We start from the raw sequence: 16771 nt of genomic DNA, 5'->3' as shown, positions 1-16771 counted from the left end.
AACTGAAGCTTAATATTACGCTTGCTGTTTTTGTAGCTCAGCTTCTTGTTCTTCGTCTTTGATTAGAGAATCAACGATTACTGCACATGCTGCATCACCAGTGATGTTAAGAGCAGTACGAATCATGTCGAAGATACGGTCTAGAGCGAACAACAGAGGTAGACCTTCGATAGGGATACCAGCTGCTAGAAGAACGGCAACCACTAGGAAAGAAGGACCTGGAACACCAGCTTGACCAACTGCGCCTAGCGTAGAGGTTACGATGATAGCAACGTAAGCGCCCATAGACAGGTCGATGTTGAACAGCTGTGCAAAGAAGATAGCAACTAGGCCGTAGTAAATTGCGTTACCAGACATGTTGATCGTCGCACCAAGAGGCAGAACGAATGAAGCCGTAGAGTTGCGAACGCCAAGTTCTTTCTCTACCGTTTCCATTGTTACTGGTAGTGTCGCCATTGAAGATGCTGTTGATAGTGCAACCGCTTGAGGCTTCTTCATTGCCACTAGGAACTTCTTAGCTGAAGTCTTAGTGAAGATTTGAATCATCAGTGGGTAAGCAACAAAGCCGAAGATAAGAATCGCAGCGATGTAAACAATGAACAGCTTGAACACGACCATAAGCGCGCCAAAACCAAACGTACCTACTGCTTCAGCCATTAGGCCGAATACGCCAAGTGGTGCAATGATCATAACTTTGTTGATCATCCATACCATAGCGTCAACGATAGCATTTACACCGTTGATGATAGGGTCACGTTTCTCTTTTGCTTGTTTAGAAATCGCAATACCAAAGAATAAGCAGAAAACGAGAATTTGCAGAATGTTTGCTTCATTCAGTGATTGGAAAACGTTGGTAGGGATCATGCCAGTGATGGTTGCCCAGAACGTTGGAAGTTCGCCTTTCGCAGCGTATTCTGAAGAGAACATACCTTCAACGCCAGAAACATCGATACCACGACCGGGTTCGAACACTTCACCCATTACAAGCGCTAGTGCTACAGCAAGTGCAGACGTTAGTGCAAAGTAACCCAGTGTTGTTACACCGACTTTACCAGCCGATGAGCTATTACCTAGACCTGCAGCACCTGAAATTAGGGCAACCGCGACTAGAGGAATAACCAGCATCTTGATCAAATTGATGAAGATAGCACCCAGTGGAGCGAACATAGTTGCGCTGTCACCCATCATCGCACCGACTACAGTACCGATGATCATTGCAATAACGACTTGAATGCCGATGTTGCTTAGTAAACTCTTTTCTTTTAACACTTCCATAACCTCTGTGCTACTAAATATAAAAATCCCAGAACTACTCACCAATGTACGATGTACCATTGGATTAATATTTCGCGACGAGTTTTACACGTATCCTTTACATTTATCAATATGAGCAGAGGTGAAAGTCTCTGAAAAACAGGTGGTCTAATGTCATTTGTTGATTTTGCACAATAATGCAATCGTTTGCCTTGGTTTTTTATAGCGATGTTATTTGTTGAATTTATAAAAGCTTTTTCACTGGAGGTTTTGTGAATGATTTGCAAGCGTTGGTGTTGAAAAACGTTCCATTAACATTTTGATTTCATTCGCGAGTGTTTTTTGAACGTTTATGTTGGGGTGAATCCACAGGTACGTGTTGTGTGAAATTTAGCCTGAACTATGCTTAAGGTATCTATTTATTACCAAGATGTTACCTCTACGCTTTAAATAAAACGTCTATCTAGCATCTCAGTTGTAAGGAGAGGGGCTATGACTTTTATATTAAAGTACTTGTTTGTGTTTCTTCTGTTGTTCAGCTCTGTGTTCGCTCAGGCCGATGATGTTTGGGTGATTGAGGTGAACGGAGGGATAGGTCCGGCGACCAGTGACTACCTCACTAGAGAAATAGAACAAGCTCACGATGAGCAAGCAAAGCTCATCATTTTGAAAATGAACACGCCTGGCGGGTTAGATTCGTCGATGCGTGACATTATTCGATCCATCACCACGTCACCGATTCCGATAGCAACTTGGGTTGGGCCCGCAGGCTCACGTGCGGCGAGTGCGGGAACCTATATTTTACTTGCTAGTCACATCGCTTCTATGGCGCCCGGAACTAATCTAGGTGCAGCAACCCCTGTGTCGCTCGGTGGGGGCAAAGCGCCTGCTAATCCGTTATCTCCTCAAGACGACGCCAATAAAGATGACAACACGTCAACGAGTGAGCAAGACGAAACAAAACAAGAGAACTCAGACCAAGTAAAAGCCACCACTGCGATGGAAAAGAAAGTCATCAATGATGCTGCGGCTTACATTGTCAGTTTGGCTAAGCTACACAATCGCAATGAAGAATGGGCAGAAAAAGCGGTAAGAGAAGCGGCGAGTTTAGACTCAGAGAACGCACTCACACTTAACGTGATTGATTTTATTGCCAGCGACCTTCAGCAATTGGTTGAACTGAGTAACGGGCGCACCGTCACCATCAACGGTGTCAGTCAGGAAGTTCAGCTAAATGAGGTGGTTTTTATCGAGCGGGAACAAGACTGGCGCTTTAGTTTGCTGTCAGTGATCACGAACCCGAACGTTGCATATATTTTGATGCTGATTGGTATCTACGGTTTGTTGCTGGAGTTTTATAATCCTGGCGTCGGGCTACCGGGTGTTTTGGGCGGTATCTGTCTGTTATTAGCGATGTACTCCTTACAAATGCTGCCTGTGAGTTACGCGGGCCTTGCTTTAATCCTATTGGGAATTGCTTTGATGGTCGCAGAGGCCTTTAGCCCCAGTTTTGGCATCTTCGGTTTGGGCGGCGTCGCTGCGTTTACGCTCGGTTCGATCATGTTGATGGATACCGAAGTGCCGGGTTATCAAATCGCATTGCCACTAATTATCGGGATCAGTTTGTTCTCTGTTGCCTTTATCGTCGTAACAATATCAATGCTAGTCCGAGTGAGAAACAAACCAGTGACTACGGGGATGGAAGCGGTAGTCGGTGACACGGGCAAAGTGGTAAGCGGCTTCCCCGGTGCGGGGCATGTGCTAGTCGAAGGTGAGATCTGGCAAGCCAAATGTGCGAGTGAATTGCAAGTGGGGCAGATCATCAGAGTGACCAAGCTGACGGGGCTATCTTTGGATGTTGAGGCGCTGCCCGATGATACATCATCGAAATCTAGCTAGTGCGGCATGCTAGAACAAACGTTATTGAATTATTAATTGCTTAGCCATCGTTACCATTAGGGGGCGGTTATGTTTATACACACTATAGGTATTGTCATTGTGCTCGTTATCTTGTTGATAGCCAGCATGTTCAGAGTGCTGCGCGAATATGAACGTGCAGTGGTGTTTTTCCTTGGGCGCTTTTACGGTGTTAAAGGGCCGGGGTTAATTATCATCATTCCTTTCATCCAACAAATTGTGCGAGTGGATCTACGAACTATCGTGTTGGACGTGCCGACGCAAGATTTGATCACACGCGATAACGTGTCAGTGAAGGTGAATGCCGTGGTCTATTTTCGAGTGCTGGATCCGAAGATGGCGATCAATAACGTAGAGAACTACCTCGAAGCAACCAGTCAACTTTCGCAAACAACGTTGCGTTCAGTATTAGGACAGCATGAGTTGGATGAATTGCTGTCTGAGCGAGAAGAGCTCAATAGAGACTTGCAAGCGATACTGGATCAACACACCGATAACTGGGGGATCAAGATTGCCAATGTCGAGATCAAGCATGTGGATCTTGATGACAGTATGGTACGAGCCCTTGCTAAGCAAGCCGAGGCGGAACGTTCACGTCGAGCTAAGGTGATCCATGCAACAGGGGAACTAGAAGCATCAACCAAGCTGAAAGAGGCTGCAGAGGTTCTTAATCAAGCGCCCAACGCCATTCAATTGCGATATATGCAAACACTAACAGAAGTAGCCAATGAGCGAACTTCCACAATCATATTCCCAATGCCCATCGATCTGGTCGAGAAGATAACCGACCCGATCAAAGCGACGCTCAATGAGGCAGCGATTAAGAAAGCGATGAAAGCCGATGAGTGATTGGCTCAAATGAAGAGCAATAAAAAAGGCTCCACAGTTGTGGAGCCTTTTAGTATTTGAATCGCTGGTTCTATTTAATGACCATTGATTACGAGCGTCTATTTAATGACCGTCGATTATTTCTGCGTAGCCGCTTTCATTGGCGTAACAAACTCCGCAAGTGCTTTAAGCATTGCTTCTGGTTGTTCAACGTTGTTTTCAATGATTTTCACAACCGCTGAGCCAGAGATAGCACCTGCAGCGCCAGCTACAATCGCTTCTTTCACTTGTTCAGGAGCAGAGATACCGAAACCAAGCAGTGCTGGTGGCGCATCGAACTTGTTCAAGCGATCAAGCAGTGCCGTTACTGGCATGTTTGCTTTTGTTTCTGCGCCAGTTACGCCTGAGCGAGAAAGTAGGTAAGTGTAGCCGCCACCTAGCTCAGAAACTGATTGAAGTGTTTCATCGCTTGCTGTTGGTGGAGCAATAAAGATTGGGTGAACACCAAACTTCTTAGCTGCAGCAACAAACTCGCCACTCTCGTTAGTTGGTACATCAGCAATCAATACTGAATCGATACCTGCTTTTGCGCAGCGTTCGTAAAAATTTTCTATACCACGTGCGTAAACCAAGTTTGCGTACATCAGTAGGCCGATTGGTAGCTCTGGGTATTTAGCACGAATTTGACCGATAAGATCGAAGCACACATCTGGCGTTACTTTTGAATCTAACGCGCGAATGTTTGCGCCTTGGATTGTCGGGCCATCTGCAAGCGGATCTGAGAATGGGATACCAAGCTCAAGTGCGTCAGCGCCCGCTTCAACTAGCGTTTCCATGATCTTAAGTGATTGCTCAGGGTTAGGATCGCCAACCGTTACGAATGGTACAAATGCGCCCTGATTCTTTTCAGCTAAGCGAGTGAAGAGTGATTGATAGCGATCCATTATAATGCTCCTTTCTCTTTAAGAATGTCGTGTACAGAGAAAATGTCTTTGTCACCACGACCAGATAAGTTAACCACTAATAGCTGTTCTTTCTCTGGGTCGTCGTGAGCCATTTTTACCGCGTGAGCCACAGCATGAGATGACTCTAGTGCTGCGATAATACCTTCTTTGCGTGCAATCAATTGGAACGCTTCTAGCGCTTCATCGTCGGTTACGTTGTCGTATTCAGCACGGCCAATAGCATTTAGGTGCGCGTGTTGAGGACCAACTGATGGGAAATCTAGACCAGCAGAAACAGAGTAAGACTCTTCTACTTGGCCGTTCTCATCTTGCATCAGTGGTGCTTTCATACCGAAGAAGATACCGGTTTTACCGTGCTTAAGTGGCGCGCCGTGTTGGTCGGTATCAATACCTTTACCAGCAGGCTCTACACCGATCAGGCGAACAGACTCTTCTTCAATGAAGTCAGCGAACATACCGATAGCGTTTGAACCACCGCCGACACAAGCGATAACCGCATCTGGAAGGCGACCTTCACGAGCTAAGATTTGGTGCTTCGTTTCTTCACCAATCATGCGTTGGAAATCACGAACAATCGTTGGGAATGGGTGAGGGCCAGCCGCAGTACCCAATAGGTAGTGCGCGTCTTCATAAGTTGCAGACCAGTCACGTAGTGCTTCGTTACATGCATCTTTTAGCGTTGAAGAGCCAGAATGAACAGGGATAACCTCTGCGCCCATTAGCTTCATACGGAACACGTTCGGGCTTTGACGTTCAACGTCTTTTGCACCCATGTAAACACGACACTTAAGGCCCAATAGAGCACAAGCTAGAGCCGTTGCAACACCATGTTGGCCTGCGCCAGTTTCAGCGATGATTTCCTGTTTACCCATACGTTTTGCTAGCAATGCTTGACCAAGAACTTGGTTTGTCTTGTGAGCACCACCGTGAAGGAGATCTTCACGCTTTAGGTACAGTTTGGTTTTTGTACCTTTAGTCAGGTTACGCGTTAGCGTTAGTGCCGTTGGACGACCTGCGTACTCTTGAAGAAGCGTCATGAATTCACTGCGGAACTCAGGATCTGCTTGTGCATCGATAAATGCTTGTTCCAGTTGGTCTAGTGCTGGCACTAGGATCTGCGGTACGTATTGACCACCGTATTCACCAAAGTAGGCATCGAGTTTAGCCATTGTGTTATTCCTTCAATTCTATCGATGTGTATTCACACCAAGTCATTTAATCTTGCTTGAGCTTCGCAAAAGGCAAAGCTCACAAATATGTTTTTAGTTTCTGCTTTCTAATTTCTAGCGCCGAGCTTGGACTAGTAATTACGAATCGCTGCAAAAGCGCGTTGCAGTTTGTCTGCGTCTTTTTTACCTGGAGCTGATTCAACGCCTGAGTTTAGGTCTAGCCCTAAGCAGCCTAGTTTCGCTGCTTGGTTAGCATTGTCTGGGTTTAGGCCACCCGCCAACATGATTGCGCTTTGGTTGTTGATTAGGCTCCAATCGAACGCTTGACCTGTACCACCCGTTTGAGAACCTACTTTAGTATCTAGCAGGTGACGAGTCACGTTGCTTTTCAGTAATTCTGGTAGCGCGCTTTTAGCACCGTTTTCAGCACCAGAAGCAACACCGTAAGCTTTCCAAATCTCAACGTGTTCAGGTAGAGATTGTTTTAGTTCATCGACAAATGCTTGAGACTCATCACCGTGTAGTTGCACCGCAAACAGACCGAGTTCAGAAACTGTGTTAGCAACGTCAGCAACACTATGATTTTGGAACACACCCACGTAGTTCAAAGGTGCGCCGCTCATGGTTAAACGAGCTGCCTCGATATCCACATGACGCTTAGACGCTTCAACGAAAATCAAACCACCGAATACTGCACCTGCTTGATACGCTTTCGCGGCATCGTCAGAGTGAGTTAAACCACACACCTTGTTTTCACCGAGCGTCACTTTACGCACTGCAAGTTCAAGGTTCTTTTCAGCCATCAGAGAGCTGCCGATTAGGAAGCCGTCTGCAAACGTTGAAAGGTCACGAACTTGTTGATGTGTGTAGATGCCAGACTCTGAAATCACGACTGCGTTTGGAGCCAGTTCGCGAATCAGCGGAGCCAACTCTTTAGTACGGTTCAAATCAGTCGAAAGGTCACGCAGGTTACGGTTATTAATACCGATCACTTTTGCTTTTAAAGCGACAGCGCGATGAAGCTCCTCTTCGTTGCTGACTTCGGTAAGTACACCCATGTTTAGCGAGTGAGCGACTTCAGCAAGCGCTTGGTACTCTTCGTCATTCAATACCGATAGCATCAACAAGATAGCATCAGCTGAGTAATGACGAGCTAAGTAAACTTGGTAGGTATCAACCATGAAGTCTTTACAAAGAATAGGTTGCTTAGCAATGCTGCGAACCTTTGGTAAAAACTCAAAGTCACCTTGGAAGTACTTCTCGTCTGTCAGTACTGAAATTGCGTTGGCGTGGTTGTTGTACACCGATGCAATGTAGTCCAAATCAAACTCGTCACGGATCAAACCTTTTGACGGAGATGCCTTCTTACATTCAGTGATGAAAACGGTTTGTTCGCCGCTCAGAGCATCATAAAAGCTGCGGTCAGTTGCGGTTAACGCTGCTTTAAACTCGTCCAATGGTTGGGTCTGCTTACGCGCTTCAACCCATTGGTATTTATCACGAACGATTTTTGCTAATACTTCCGCCATTTCAGCTTCTTTGACTGAAACGTGGGTCGACAATTTATCGGTAGTCTGTGTCATGTTCTTTGTCTCGTCGTTCATTAGGCGTGTGCAGCAAGCTTTTGTACAAGCTCGTACGCTTTGCCAGAGTTCATCGCGTCAATTGCTTGCTGTGCGTTGGCTTTTAGATCTTCGTGACCAAATAGACGCATCAGCAGAGCAACGTTGACTGCCACAGCGCCCACTTGAGCATCTGTGCCTTTACCCGTCAGGATATCGGTTGTGATGGCTTTGTTCTCTTCTGGCTCGCCGCCCTTGATTGCTTCAAGAGGGTGAGTGTTCAGGCCAAAGTCTGACGGTGTCACTGTGTACTCGTGAATTTTGCCATCTTTAATTTCAGCAACGATAGTTTCGCCATGAATCGCCACTTCATCAAGGCCGCTACCGTGCACAACGGCAGCACGCTTCATGCCCATTTGCAGCATGGTTTCCGCGATAGGGCGTACTAGCTCTTTGCTGTAAACACCCATTAATTCGATGTTAGGACGAGCAGGGTTAATCAGTGGGCCAAGAATGTTGAAGATGGTGCGCGTTTTCATCATCTGACGAACAGGCATCGCGTGACGTACACCACCGTGATATTGCGGAGCAAATAGGAATGCTACGCCAAGCTCGTCGACTGCAGTACGAGTGTCTTCTGCTGTCATCGCTAGGTTAATACCGTACGAATCCAGTAAGTCAGAAGAGCCTGATTTGCTCGATACGCTGCGGTTGCCGTGCTTAGCTATTTTTAAACCACACGCTGCTGCTACAAATGCAGAAGTTGTAGAAATGTTGATGGTGTCATGACCGTCACCACCTGTACCTACGATGTCTGCAAAATCGTAATCAGGACGTGGGAACGGGTTTGCATTGGCAAGCAGTGCTTTCGCTGCGCCTGCAATTTCATCTGGCGTTTCGCCTTTGATTTTCAATGCAGTAAGCGCAGAAGCCATCAAAATTTGGTCTAGTTCGCCCTTGATGATCACATCAAACAGTTGTTGGCTTTCTTCTTGAGTAAGAGACTGTTGTTCGTAAAGTTTATTAATCTGTTCCATGATCGTTTCCTAGTTAGTCTTTTTATCAAGAGTAGAGCTTTTCTCTAGATGAAGAGGTTTCTCAAGAGCCCATTCGATAGCGTTCGCTAGAAGCGTTGCACCGTAGGTCGTCATAATCGATTCAGGATGGAATTGGAATCCACAAACCTTGTCTTGTTCTTGAACTACAGACATTACCAAATCATCGACTTCAGCGGTCACCGTTAGGCTATCGGATACATGCGTTGCCACTAAAGAGTGGTAGCGAGCGATAGCCAGCGGCGAAGGTAAGCCTTGGTAAGTCGCATGGTTTTGGTGTTCCATCATCGACACCTTACCATGAATGATTTCGCCAGCGCCTGCAACGGTGCCGCCGTAGGCTTCAACAATCGCTTGGTGGCCTAAGCAAATACCAATCATTGGCACTTTGCCTTTTAGCAGCTGAATTAGCTCAGGCATGCAGCCCGCATCCGCTGGAGCGCCAGGGCCTGGTGAAAGCAGTGCAACAGGGTTGTCTAGTTCGTTGATCGCCGCTTCAACTACTTTTGCCGAGATGTTGTTACGGTAAATTTTTACGCTGTGACCTAATGAACGAAATTGGTCTACAAGGTTGTAAGTGAACGAGTCGAAGTTATCGATGAATACAATATCAGCCATGATTACGACTCCTTCTTATTTGTTAGGTTCTTAGTATGAGCTGCTTGAATCGCTGAGATAACCGCTTGTGCTTTGCCGCGAGTTTCATCTGCTTCTGCTTGTGGGTCTGAGTCGAACACCACGCCCGCGCCCGCTTGTACTTGTGCTACGCCATCTTCAACGTAAGCAGAACGAATCACGATACACGTATCTAACGTGCCTTCACCGGTTAGGTAACCAACTGCACCACCGTAGCTACCACGACGTGTTTTTTCTACGTCACGGATAAGCTGCATTGCGCGGATTTTTGGTGCGCCCGTTAGCGTTCCCATGTTCATACAAGCCTGGTAAGCGTGCAGTGCATCTAAGTCTTCACGGAGCTGACCAACAACACGAGAAACCAAGTGCATTACATGGCTGTAGCGATCAACTTTCAATAAGTCTGCTACGTGGCGAGTGCCAGCTTCCGCAATTCGTGCCACGTCGTTACGCGCTAGATCGACAAGCATCATGTGCTCGGCGTTTTCTTTCTTGTCGGTACGCAGTTCAAGTTCAATACGGCTGTCTAGGTCGAAATCGATTTGGCCATTCGGGCGCTTACCACGACGACGAGTGCCAGCAATTGGGTAGATCTCGATTTGGTTGGTTTCGGTTTCGTATTTCAGCGCGCTTTCTGGAGAAGCACCGAACAGAGTAAATAGCTCGTCTTGCATGTAGAACATGTAAGGGCTTGGGTTACTTTGTTTGAGTTCTTTATAAGCCGCCAGTGGAGCAGGGCAAGGCAGCGTGAAGCGGCGTGAAGGTACCACTTGGAATACATCGCCTTTAACTACGTACTCTTTTAAGTCACGAACCGTTTGGCAGAAGTCTTCATCTGAAACGCTTGGTACAGCGTCAACATTGTCGAGCGGCGTTACTTCTGTGATGGCTTTCAATGACTGACATTGTGTTTGAATATCAGCTAGACGCTCAGTTAATTGTGTTCTGATGTTTTCATCTTGAGTGAATAAGCTGGCGTGAAGCAGACCTTCGTTCTCTTGGTGATCGAAACGCAATAGTGTTTCCGCAACGTAGAAAACAAAGTCAGGGCAGTTGTTAGTCGCTTCAGCATCACCTAGCGGTTCAAAGTTCGCCACGATGTCGTAAGCGAATAGGCCCGCCATGAATAACGCGTGCTTGTTATCCGCGTCTTGCTCAAAGCTGTGTTGAACCAAACGCAGTGCATCGAATGAAGAAGCTTCTCTTAAACGTGAATCTTCATCTAATTCGTTGCTTGGCTCGACAAAAGTCAGCGTCAAAACGTTATCGGTAAGGTCAGATTCAATTTCTGCTTTAACGTTTTGAGTGAGATGTTCGATAAGCGCTTGACCATTTTCAGTCAATGCTTGGAAGGTTACTTCATGTCCGCGACATACGATGCGAACAGCAGAGTCGATAAGGAGTAGGCTTGTCAGGTTCTGTTTAGATTCAATCTCAGCAGATTCCAACAACAGACTGTCTGTTTTGTTTTCACACAAAGTATGAAAAACGCTGGTTGGATCTTGCGAGTAAGGAACTAAAGAATTGATGACCTCAATGGTTCCCAGCTTTTTGATTTCAATGGCCTTGTTCACAAGACCTCCTTTATGATTCTTTAAATTTCCTGCCGTACATAGTCGCATAAAGATACCTTTCACCCAATCTAGAATATGGTCAATTCGATGATTTGTTAGTCAGTTGAATGTGAGATGTTCGACAAATTAAAAAGCCCGCTATTAAAGCGGGCTTAGTGATAACTTTTTTATAAACAAACTGTTTAACTAGAAGTACACGTTAGCCCACCAAGAACTTGTCCAAGTGCGCCACCAATTAAGCTCTGAACTTGCTTCTACTGAAGAAAGTTCTAAAACTTTATCTTTATGGTTTTGGTTAAATTCTTGTAACATGGTGAACCTATCAAATGTGATACTTCGTATTTGTGTACTAGTTAACTAGTTTTGCGCTTGCAGGTCAAGTGCGTTGACACAAATATAACGATAAAAATTGAAAACAATGAAAAAGAATATATGAGAATTGATCTACATAGTCATACAACAGCCTCAGATGGCCGACTTACTCCACCTGAACTGATTGACCGAGCGCTAGGCTTTAACATCGAAGCGTTAGCGATTACAGATCATGATACGACTGATGGGCTTGCTGAAGCACGCAGCTATATTGCTGATAACAACCTTCCTATCCAGTTGATCAACGGCATTGAGATTTCGACCGTTTGGCAAAACAAAGATATCCATATTGTTGGGTTAAATGTTGATCCGGAGTCACCAGAGCTAAAAGCGTTAATTGAACAACAGAAGCAACACCGTGTTGGGCGTGCAGAGATGATTGCTCAACGTCTTGAGAAAGCGACTCGTGAAGGGTTGCTAGAAGAAGTTAAATTGATAGCTGGTGATGCGCCTATCACTCGTGCTCACTTTGCTAAGTGGTTAGTCGATAACGGCTACGCAAAAACCATGCAGCAGGTGTTTAAAAAGTTTCTGACTCGCAATAACCCAGGTTATGTGCCGCCAACGTGGTGTTCAATGAGTGATGCTGTCACGGCTATTCATGCTGCTGGTGGTCAAGCGGTGCTTGCACACCCTGCGCGATATGGCCTTACCGCCAAGTGGGTTAAACGCCTTCTCGCTGCATTTGTTGAAGCAAATGGTGACGCTATGGAAGTCGCTCAGCCTCAGCAAGCGCAACAAGAAAGACGCACACTTGCGGATTATGCTATACAATACAAACTATTAGCCTCCCAAGGCAGTGACTTCCATTACCCATCTCCGTGGATGGAACTTGGACGTAATCTCTGGCTACCTTCTGGGGTCGAAGAAGTATGGAAAGATTGGGAGTTTCAAACGGTTTCACCAACTGATACCGATGACAGTATTTAGGTGAACCAGCTCCTTCTGATGATAGAGTCGAGAGATTCGATAACGAGGATCAACAATGAGCCAGTTTTTTTATGTACACCCAGATAACCCACAAGCGCGCTTAATTACTCAAGCGGTTGCGATTATTCGCAATGGCGGCGTTGTGGTTTATCCAACAGATTCCGGTTATGCGCTGGGCTGTCAGCTTGAAAACAAACAAGCACTTGAACGCATCTGTAAAATTCGTCGAATCGATGATAAGCACAATTTCACGTTGTTATGCCGTGATCTTTCGGAGTTGTCACTGTATGCACGAGTTGATAACGTGGCTTTCCGTTTACTTAAGGCGCACACGCCCGGTGCTTACACGTTTATCTTCAAAGCAACCAAAGAAGTACCGAAGCGTTTGATGAACGCGAAACGTAAAACGATTGGTATTCGTGTCCCAGACAACAAGATTGCACTTGACCTGTTGGAAGCGATGGGCGAGCCATTGATGTCGACGTCTCTGATTCTTCCGGGTAACGAGACAACTGAATCGGATCCAGAAGAAATTCGCGACAGCCTAGAGCATGCGGTTGATGTCATTTTGAATGGCGGCTATCTAGGTGAGCAACCGACTACGGTTATTGACTTCAGTGACGATGATGCCGTTGTTTTACGTCGTGGTGCCGGCGATCCAGCGCCGTTTGAATAATAGCGTTACTGATTAACAGTCTGTAACGAAACAGCAAACCTGCCAGAGTAAATAACAAGTGCTTTTTGGCAGATTATTTGCGATAATACGCGACCGCGATTTGGTCGCGAAAAATTCATTCGACGTCTGTGAAGACGACAATTAGGTAGAAAAGAGTAAATGAGCGAAAAATTACAGAAGGTTTTAGCGCGAGCTGGTCACGGTTCTCGTCGTGAACTAGAAGGTTTAATTAAATCTGGTCGTGTAAGTGTTAACGGTCAAGTTGCGAAATTGGGTGAGCGTCTTGAAGACGAGAACTCAGTGATCCGTATCGATGGCCACACTATTACAGGCAAAGCCTCTGAAGAAGTGGTTTGTCGTGTACTTGCTTACTACAAACCTGAAGGTGAGCTTTGTACTCGTCATGATCCTGAAGGTCGCCGCACTGTTTTCGATCGTCTACCTAAGATCCGTGGTTCTCGTTGGATTTCAGTTGGCCGTCTTGATGCAAACACATCGGGTCTTTTGCTTTTCACTACTGATGGTGAACTTGCAAACCGCCTAATGCACCCAAGCCGTCAGGTTGAGCGTGAGTACCTAGTACGTGTGTTTGGTGAAGTGACTGAGCAAAAAGTTAAGAACGTGACTCGTGGCGTTCAACTTGAAGATGGTATGGCTCGTTTCGAAGACGTGGTTTACGCTGGCGGTGAAGGTATGAACCATACTTTCTACGTAGCGATTAACGAAGGTCGTAACCGTGAGGTTCGTCGTCTTTGGGAATCACAAGAAACAACAGTAAGCCGTCTGAAACGTGTACGTTACGGTGATATCTACCTTGATAAGAAACTGCCTCGTGGCGGTTGGAAAGAGCTAGATCTTCAAGAAGTAAACTACTTGCGTGAGCTTGTTGAACTTCAGCCAGAAAAAGAGACACTGTTGGATCTTGATCCTGCAAACACTTCTCGTAAGCGTGAGCGTTCTCGTAGTCAAAAAATTCGTCGTGCTGTTAAGCGTCACGAAGAGCGTGCAAATGCTCCTAAAGGCCGTAGCAACCAGACTAAACGTAAGAAGCCTGCAACTCGCGGTACTACAACACCTGATTCAGGCCGTAGTGCTCCAGCGACCAATGGCAAACCTCAGGCTACCAAAAAGCCTAAACTGAACAACGGACGCCCGGCTAAACCGGCTAAGCCAAGATCACGTAAGTAATTACACCAGTAGTTGCTACAGTTCTTAAGCTTAAAGCTTAATCCAACGTTTCGAATACTAAAAAACCTGCTAACTTAGCAGGTTTTTTTCGTCTTGAATATGGCGCAGTTCAAATCATGTGGAAGTGCTTACCAAGTAGAAACGATTAACCAGGTAGAAGTGCTTCACTAGCTAGGGTGACTAGCTATGGACTACGATTGGTTTTAGGTCACTTTCAAATGATTTGAGAAGTTGTCACCCTTCGCCATGCGGTCATATAGAATGACATTGACCGCAGCAGCAAGGTTCATGCAGCCATTAGTCGGAACATAGATAGTTTCACGACAGAAGTCCGTGATCTCTTTTTTCAGAGTCCCATCTTCAGGGCCGAAGATATAAAAAGCACGAGGTGGGTGCTTATAATCAGGCAGAGGCTTAGCGCCTTCTATCAAATCAACCGCGATTGGTACGCAGCCAACTGGAATAATGTCTTTCAGGTCTTCAACACCAATTAATGGTAGCTCAAGGTGCTTTTCTTTGGTGTCGGTATGAAACTGTCGAGCGTGGTCATAACGGGTGCCAGTATAAAATACAGAGTTTGCTCCGTAGCAACCAGCCGCTCGCATTACTGAGCCAACATTTTCAGGTGTTTTGGGGTTTACTAATCCAACACAGGCATAGCCTTTGGATAGTGTATCTGTCTTTGCTTTGGTCATAATTTTGTAGAGTTGCAGTTTGGTAAAGTGATGAGGCTATGAAGTCGTAAGAAAATCAGCTCAGTACTCTGAGCTGATTTAAGAAGAGCCTAGTCGCGTTTCCACAAGATGTGACAGAACTTGTGTTCAGGGTCACGGCTGATCAGCAGACGAGCGAATACGTCATCTAAGACATCATCAGCTTCATTTACAAGACCAATGCGTACTTCAGCGTAGATCTCTTTGTCGACTTCAAAGCCAACATGTTCAACCCAATCGTCACCAGTTTCAACAAGCTCTGCAGCGCCACGATCTTCAAACTGAGCCGTGAATAGGATCACGTCTGCTGGTTCAAGGTTATCAGGAGCCATCTCTAGAAAGATGTCGTATGCAGTGTCAATTGCGTCGTCGTAAGACATTAGGTCGTTAGCTTCGGTCATAATAAATATCTTAGCTTGCGCGGTTCATGTATTTACGTTCAGCTGTGTTCACAACAACTTTGTCGCCAGTTGCAATGTACTCAGGAACTTGAACAGTAAGGCCTGTAGACAGACGAGCTGGCTTAGTACGAGCTGAAGCAGATGCACCTTTGATTGAAGGGTCTGTTTCTTCGATCACTAGCTCAACTGAAGTTGGTAGTTCAAGCGTTGCTGCAGTACCGTCGATAAGAATCGCGTACATGCCTTGAGTTTCTTCGTTGATGAACAGTAGTTCGTCTTCGATCATTTCACCGTTGAAGATGAACTGTGAGTAATCTTCGTTATCCATGAAGATGTACTCGTTGCCGTCAACGTAAGAGAACATCACTGCACGCTTAGTTACGTCGATAGTTTCAACGATTTCGTCAGCCTTGTGGCGAACTTCTGTTTTAACGCCAGTCGCTACATCGTGACCACGGAAGCGGTAAATCTTTTGACCGCCACGGCCACCTGGTGTTGTCACTTCGATATCTTTTACTAGTACTGTTTTGCCATCAACGTTGATCGCAAAACCTTTTTTAATCTCACTTGCTCTAGGCATTTTGTGTTTGTCCTTATTGGGTCTATCCGGTGATTATATCTCGTAGACGCTATAAATAGGAATAGCTTGAATCATAAAGTCACCTAAGCGATCATAGAGAGACAGTTAAATCATTATTTTATTTACCGAAACGACCTATGCAGCTACCTGTTATTGACCCAACACAGCCATTTCAACCTGAATTCCAACCTGTGGTTAACGATCTGATTACCTTTTTAAAAGGTGGGTTAGGATCCAATCTGCACAGTGTCTATGTTTATGGCAGTGTGGCACGCAAACAAGCCGTCGTCGGTCGCTCGAATCTAGATGTGGTTGTGGTTACCCATCGTCCTTTCCCAGATCAACGAACCACGCTGCTGAATACCATCAAATGGCGTTTTCAAAAGAGCTTCCCGCAGGTCACTCAAGTGGCGATTAAAACTACCTTGGTGAGCGAGATCGTTGATTTCGACAACATATTCACGTGGGGCTTTATGCTCAAGCATTTAGCTGTGTGCGTGCATGGTGAAGATTTATCGGATTGTTATGGTGATTTTGAAACAAGTTGGGAAATCGCTAAGCACTGGAATATGGATGCGGAAAACTGGTTAGCGGTGTATCGCAATAAGATCGCCCGAGCAACAACGCCAGAACAACAAGTAGGCGCGCAGATGATTATTGCCAAGAAGCTTCTGCGAGCCAGTTACTCTTTGGTGATGTATCGTGACAAATATTGGTTCGATGACCCAATAGAGTGTGGTCAACAGTTCTTGAAGTATCACCCAGATAAAGACGTCGAAATCCAAAGGTTAGGTATTTTACTTTCTGGTAGACCGATTCCTAAACGTTCGGTGATAGGGATTCTTGATGGCTTTGGCGAGTGGCTGGTTAAGCAGTATCAGAAAACTGAGTTTCGAATCGGATAGAGATTCGTAACCTCCCAATGAATACTAAAAAGCAGAGCGGGCTGAG

General features: G+C 45.8%; 17 protein-coding genes and 1 other annotated feature. Of the genes, 6 read left to right on the top strand and 11 right to left on the bottom strand.

Annotated elements, in window-relative coordinates:
* Window positions 1–15: 15 nt before the first annotated feature.
* Window positions 16–1335: a dicarboxylate/amino acid:cation symporter gene (locus M4S28_RS11645; RefSeq protein WP_318532804.1), complete on the bottom strand. Its 1320-nt coding sequence runs from the start codon at window positions 1333–1335 to the stop codon at window positions 16–18.
* Window positions 1336–1746: 411 nt separating this feature from the next.
* Here M4S28_RS11645 and M4S28_RS11640 point away from each other — a divergent pair, with 411 nt between their 5' ends.
* A complete protein-coding gene (locus tag M4S28_RS11640; RefSeq protein WP_249631850.1) occupies window positions 1747–3153 on the top strand; it encodes an NfeD family protein in 1407 nt (468 codons plus the stop codon).
* Between the two features lie 69 nt (window positions 3154–3222).
* Window positions 3223–4020, top strand: coding sequence for a slipin family protein (locus tag M4S28_RS11635; protein WP_004729804.1), 798 nt, complete (start codon window positions 3223–3225; stop codon window positions 4018–4020).
* A 116-nt stretch (window positions 4021–4136) separates the two neighbouring features.
* Here the strand turns inward: M4S28_RS11635 and trpA are convergent, their stop codons facing one another.
* The 7 genes from trpA to trpL2 form a co-directional block, all read right to left on the bottom strand.
* Complete coding sequence (trpA, locus tag M4S28_RS11630) at window positions 4137–4943, bottom strand: tryptophan synthase subunit alpha (protein WP_017080965.1); 807 nt, start codon at window positions 4941–4943, stop codon at window positions 4137–4139.
* The gene (gene trpB / locus M4S28_RS11625; RefSeq protein WP_004729801.1) at window positions 4943–6133 is read right to left on the bottom strand and encodes a tryptophan synthase subunit beta; all 1191 of its coding nucleotides are present in this window, start codon (window positions 6131–6133) and stop codon (window positions 4943–4945) included. The genes trpA and trpB overlap by 1 nt, the downstream gene beginning before the upstream one ends.
* Window positions 6134–6264: 131 nt before the next feature.
* Window positions 6265–7716: a bifunctional indole-3-glycerol-phosphate synthase TrpC/phosphoribosylanthranilate isomerase TrpF gene (gene trpCF, locus M4S28_RS11620; protein WP_249631849.1), complete on the bottom strand. Its 1452-nt coding sequence runs from the start codon at window positions 7714–7716 to the stop codon at window positions 6265–6267.
* A gap of 20 nt (window positions 7717–7736) precedes the next feature.
* Window positions 7737–8732 carry an anthranilate phosphoribosyltransferase gene (gene trpD / locus M4S28_RS11615; RefSeq protein WP_249631848.1) on the bottom strand — a complete coding sequence of 332 codons (996 nt, stop codon included), beginning with the start codon at window positions 8730–8732 and terminating at the stop codon, window positions 7737–7739.
* 9 nt (window positions 8733–8741) lie between these two features.
* A complete protein-coding gene (locus M4S28_RS11610) occupies window positions 8742–9368 on the bottom strand; it encodes an aminodeoxychorismate/anthranilate synthase component II (RefSeq protein ID WP_017076372.1) in 627 nt (208 codons plus the stop codon).
* Between the two features lie 2 nt (window positions 9369–9370).
* Window positions 9371–10960: an anthranilate synthase component 1 gene (locus M4S28_RS11605; RefSeq protein ID WP_249631847.1), complete on the bottom strand. Its 1590-nt coding sequence runs from the start codon at window positions 10958–10960 to the stop codon at window positions 9371–9373.
* Window positions 10961–11085: 125 nt separating this feature from the next.
* Window positions 11086–11200: a sequence feature (Trp leader region), on the bottom strand.
* Window positions 11147–11272, bottom strand: a complete 126-nt coding sequence (gene trpL2 / locus M4S28_RS11600; protein WP_009848753.1) for a tryptophan operon leader peptide — start codon at window positions 11270–11272, stop codon at window positions 11147–11149. (Overlaps the previous feature by 54 nt.)
* Window positions 11273–11392: 120 nt before the next feature.
* On the opposite strand from trpL2, the gene rnm reads away from it, so the two are divergent.
* The 3 genes from rnm (at window position 11393) to rluB (ending at window position 14126) form a co-directional block, all read left to right on the top strand.
* Window positions 11393–12262: an RNase RNM gene (gene rnm, locus M4S28_RS11595; RefSeq protein WP_249631846.1), complete on the top strand. Its 870-nt coding sequence runs from the start codon at window positions 11393–11395 to the stop codon at window positions 12260–12262.
* Between the two features lie 55 nt (window positions 12263–12317).
* On the top strand, window positions 12318–12938 hold the full coding sequence (locus M4S28_RS11590; RefSeq protein ID WP_009848751.1) for an L-threonylcarbamoyladenylate synthase: 621 nt from the start codon (window positions 12318–12320) through the stop codon (window positions 12936–12938).
* A gap of 159 nt (window positions 12939–13097) precedes the next feature.
* The gene (gene rluB, locus M4S28_RS11585; protein ID WP_004729784.1) at window positions 13098–14126 is read left to right on the top strand and encodes a 23S rRNA pseudouridine(2605) synthase RluB; all 1029 of its coding nucleotides are present in this window, start codon (window positions 13098–13100) and stop codon (window positions 14124–14126) included.
* A gap of 203 nt (window positions 14127–14329) precedes the next feature.
* Here the strand turns inward: rluB and M4S28_RS11580 are convergent, their stop codons facing one another.
* The 3 genes from M4S28_RS11580 to efpL all read right to left on the bottom strand — a co-directional run bounded on the left by M4S28_RS11580 (window position 14330) and on the right by efpL (window position 15820).
* Window positions 14330–14821 carry an RNA methyltransferase gene (locus tag M4S28_RS11580; RefSeq protein WP_004729783.1) on the bottom strand — a complete coding sequence of 164 codons (492 nt, stop codon included), beginning with the start codon at window positions 14819–14821 and terminating at the stop codon, window positions 14330–14332.
* A gap of 89 nt (window positions 14822–14910) precedes the next feature.
* A complete protein-coding gene (locus M4S28_RS11575; protein ID WP_004729782.1) occupies window positions 14911–15240 on the bottom strand; it encodes an HI1450 family dsDNA-mimic protein in 330 nt (109 codons plus the stop codon).
* A gap of 10 nt (window positions 15241–15250) precedes the next feature.
* Window positions 15251–15820: an elongation factor P-like protein EfpL gene (efpL, locus tag M4S28_RS11570; protein WP_004729781.1), complete on the bottom strand. Its 570-nt coding sequence runs from the start codon at window positions 15818–15820 to the stop codon at window positions 15251–15253.
* 137 nt (window positions 15821–15957) lie between these two features.
* Here efpL and M4S28_RS11565 point away from each other — a divergent pair, with 137 nt between their 5' ends.
* Window positions 15958–16725, top strand: a complete 768-nt coding sequence (locus M4S28_RS11565) for a nucleotidyltransferase domain-containing protein (protein ID WP_065681542.1) — start codon at window positions 15958–15960, stop codon at window positions 16723–16725.
* The last annotated feature ends 46 nt before the right edge of the window (window positions 16726–16771 follow it).

It is taken from the genome of Vibrio sp. J383, from assembly GCF_023503985.1.
GTDB classification, from domain to species: Bacteria; Pseudomonadota; Gammaproteobacteria; order Enterobacterales; family Vibrionaceae; genus Vibrio; species Vibrio splendidus.
This window is presented reverse-complemented; position numbering and strand designations above follow the sequence as displayed.

Coding starts and splice junctions, on each gene's coding strand:
- M4S28_RS11645 (WP_318532804.1), bottom strand. CDS start 1,335: ATGGTACATCGTACATTGGTGAGTAGTTCTGGGATTTTTATATTTAGT.
- M4S28_RS11640 (WP_249631850.1), top strand. CDS start 1,747: ATGACTTTTATATTAAAGTACTTGTTTGTGTTTCTTCTGTTGTTCAGC.
- M4S28_RS11635 (WP_004729804.1), top strand. CDS start 3,223: ATGTTTATACACACTATAGGTATTGTCATTGTGCTCGTTATCTTGTTG.
- trpA (WP_017080965.1), bottom strand. CDS start 4,943: ATGGATCGCTATCAATCACTCTTCACTCGCTTAGCTGAAAAGAATCAG.
- trpB (WP_004729801.1), bottom strand. CDS start 6,133: ATGGCTAAACTCGATGCCTACTTTGGTGAATACGGTGGTCAATACGTA.
- trpCF (WP_249631849.1), bottom strand. CDS start 7,716: ATGACACAGACTACCGATAAATTGTCGACCCACGTTTCAGTCAAAGAA.
- trpD (WP_249631848.1), bottom strand. CDS start 8,732: ATGGAACAGATTAATAAACTTTACGAACAACAGTCTCTTACTCAAGAA.
- M4S28_RS11610 (WP_017076372.1), bottom strand. CDS start 9,368: ATGGCTGATATTGTATTCATCGATAACTTCGACTCGTTCACTTACAAC.
- trpL2 (WP_009848753.1), bottom strand. CDS start 11,272: ATGTTACAAGAATTTAACCAAAACCATAAAGATAAAGTTTTAGAACTT.
- rnm (WP_249631846.1), top strand. CDS start 11,393: ATGAGAATTGATCTACATAGTCATACAACAGCCTCAGATGGCCGACTT.
- M4S28_RS11590 (WP_009848751.1), top strand. CDS start 12,318: ATGAGCCAGTTTTTTTATGTACACCCAGATAACCCACAAGCGCGCTTA.
- rluB (WP_004729784.1), top strand. CDS start 13,098: ATGAGCGAAAAATTACAGAAGGTTTTAGCGCGAGCTGGTCACGGTTCT.
- M4S28_RS11580 (WP_004729783.1), bottom strand. CDS start 14,821: ATGACCAAAGCAAAGACAGATACACTATCCAAAGGCTATGCCTGTGTT.
- M4S28_RS11575 (WP_004729782.1), bottom strand. CDS start 15,240: ATGACCGAAGCTAACGACCTAATGTCTTACGACGACGCAATTGACACT.
- efpL (WP_004729781.1), bottom strand. CDS start 15,820: ATGCCTAGAGCAAGTGAGATTAAAAAAGGTTTTGCGATCAACGTTGAT.
- M4S28_RS11565 (WP_065681542.1), top strand. CDS start 15,958: ATGCAGCTACCTGTTATTGACCCAACACAGCCATTTCAACCTGAATTC.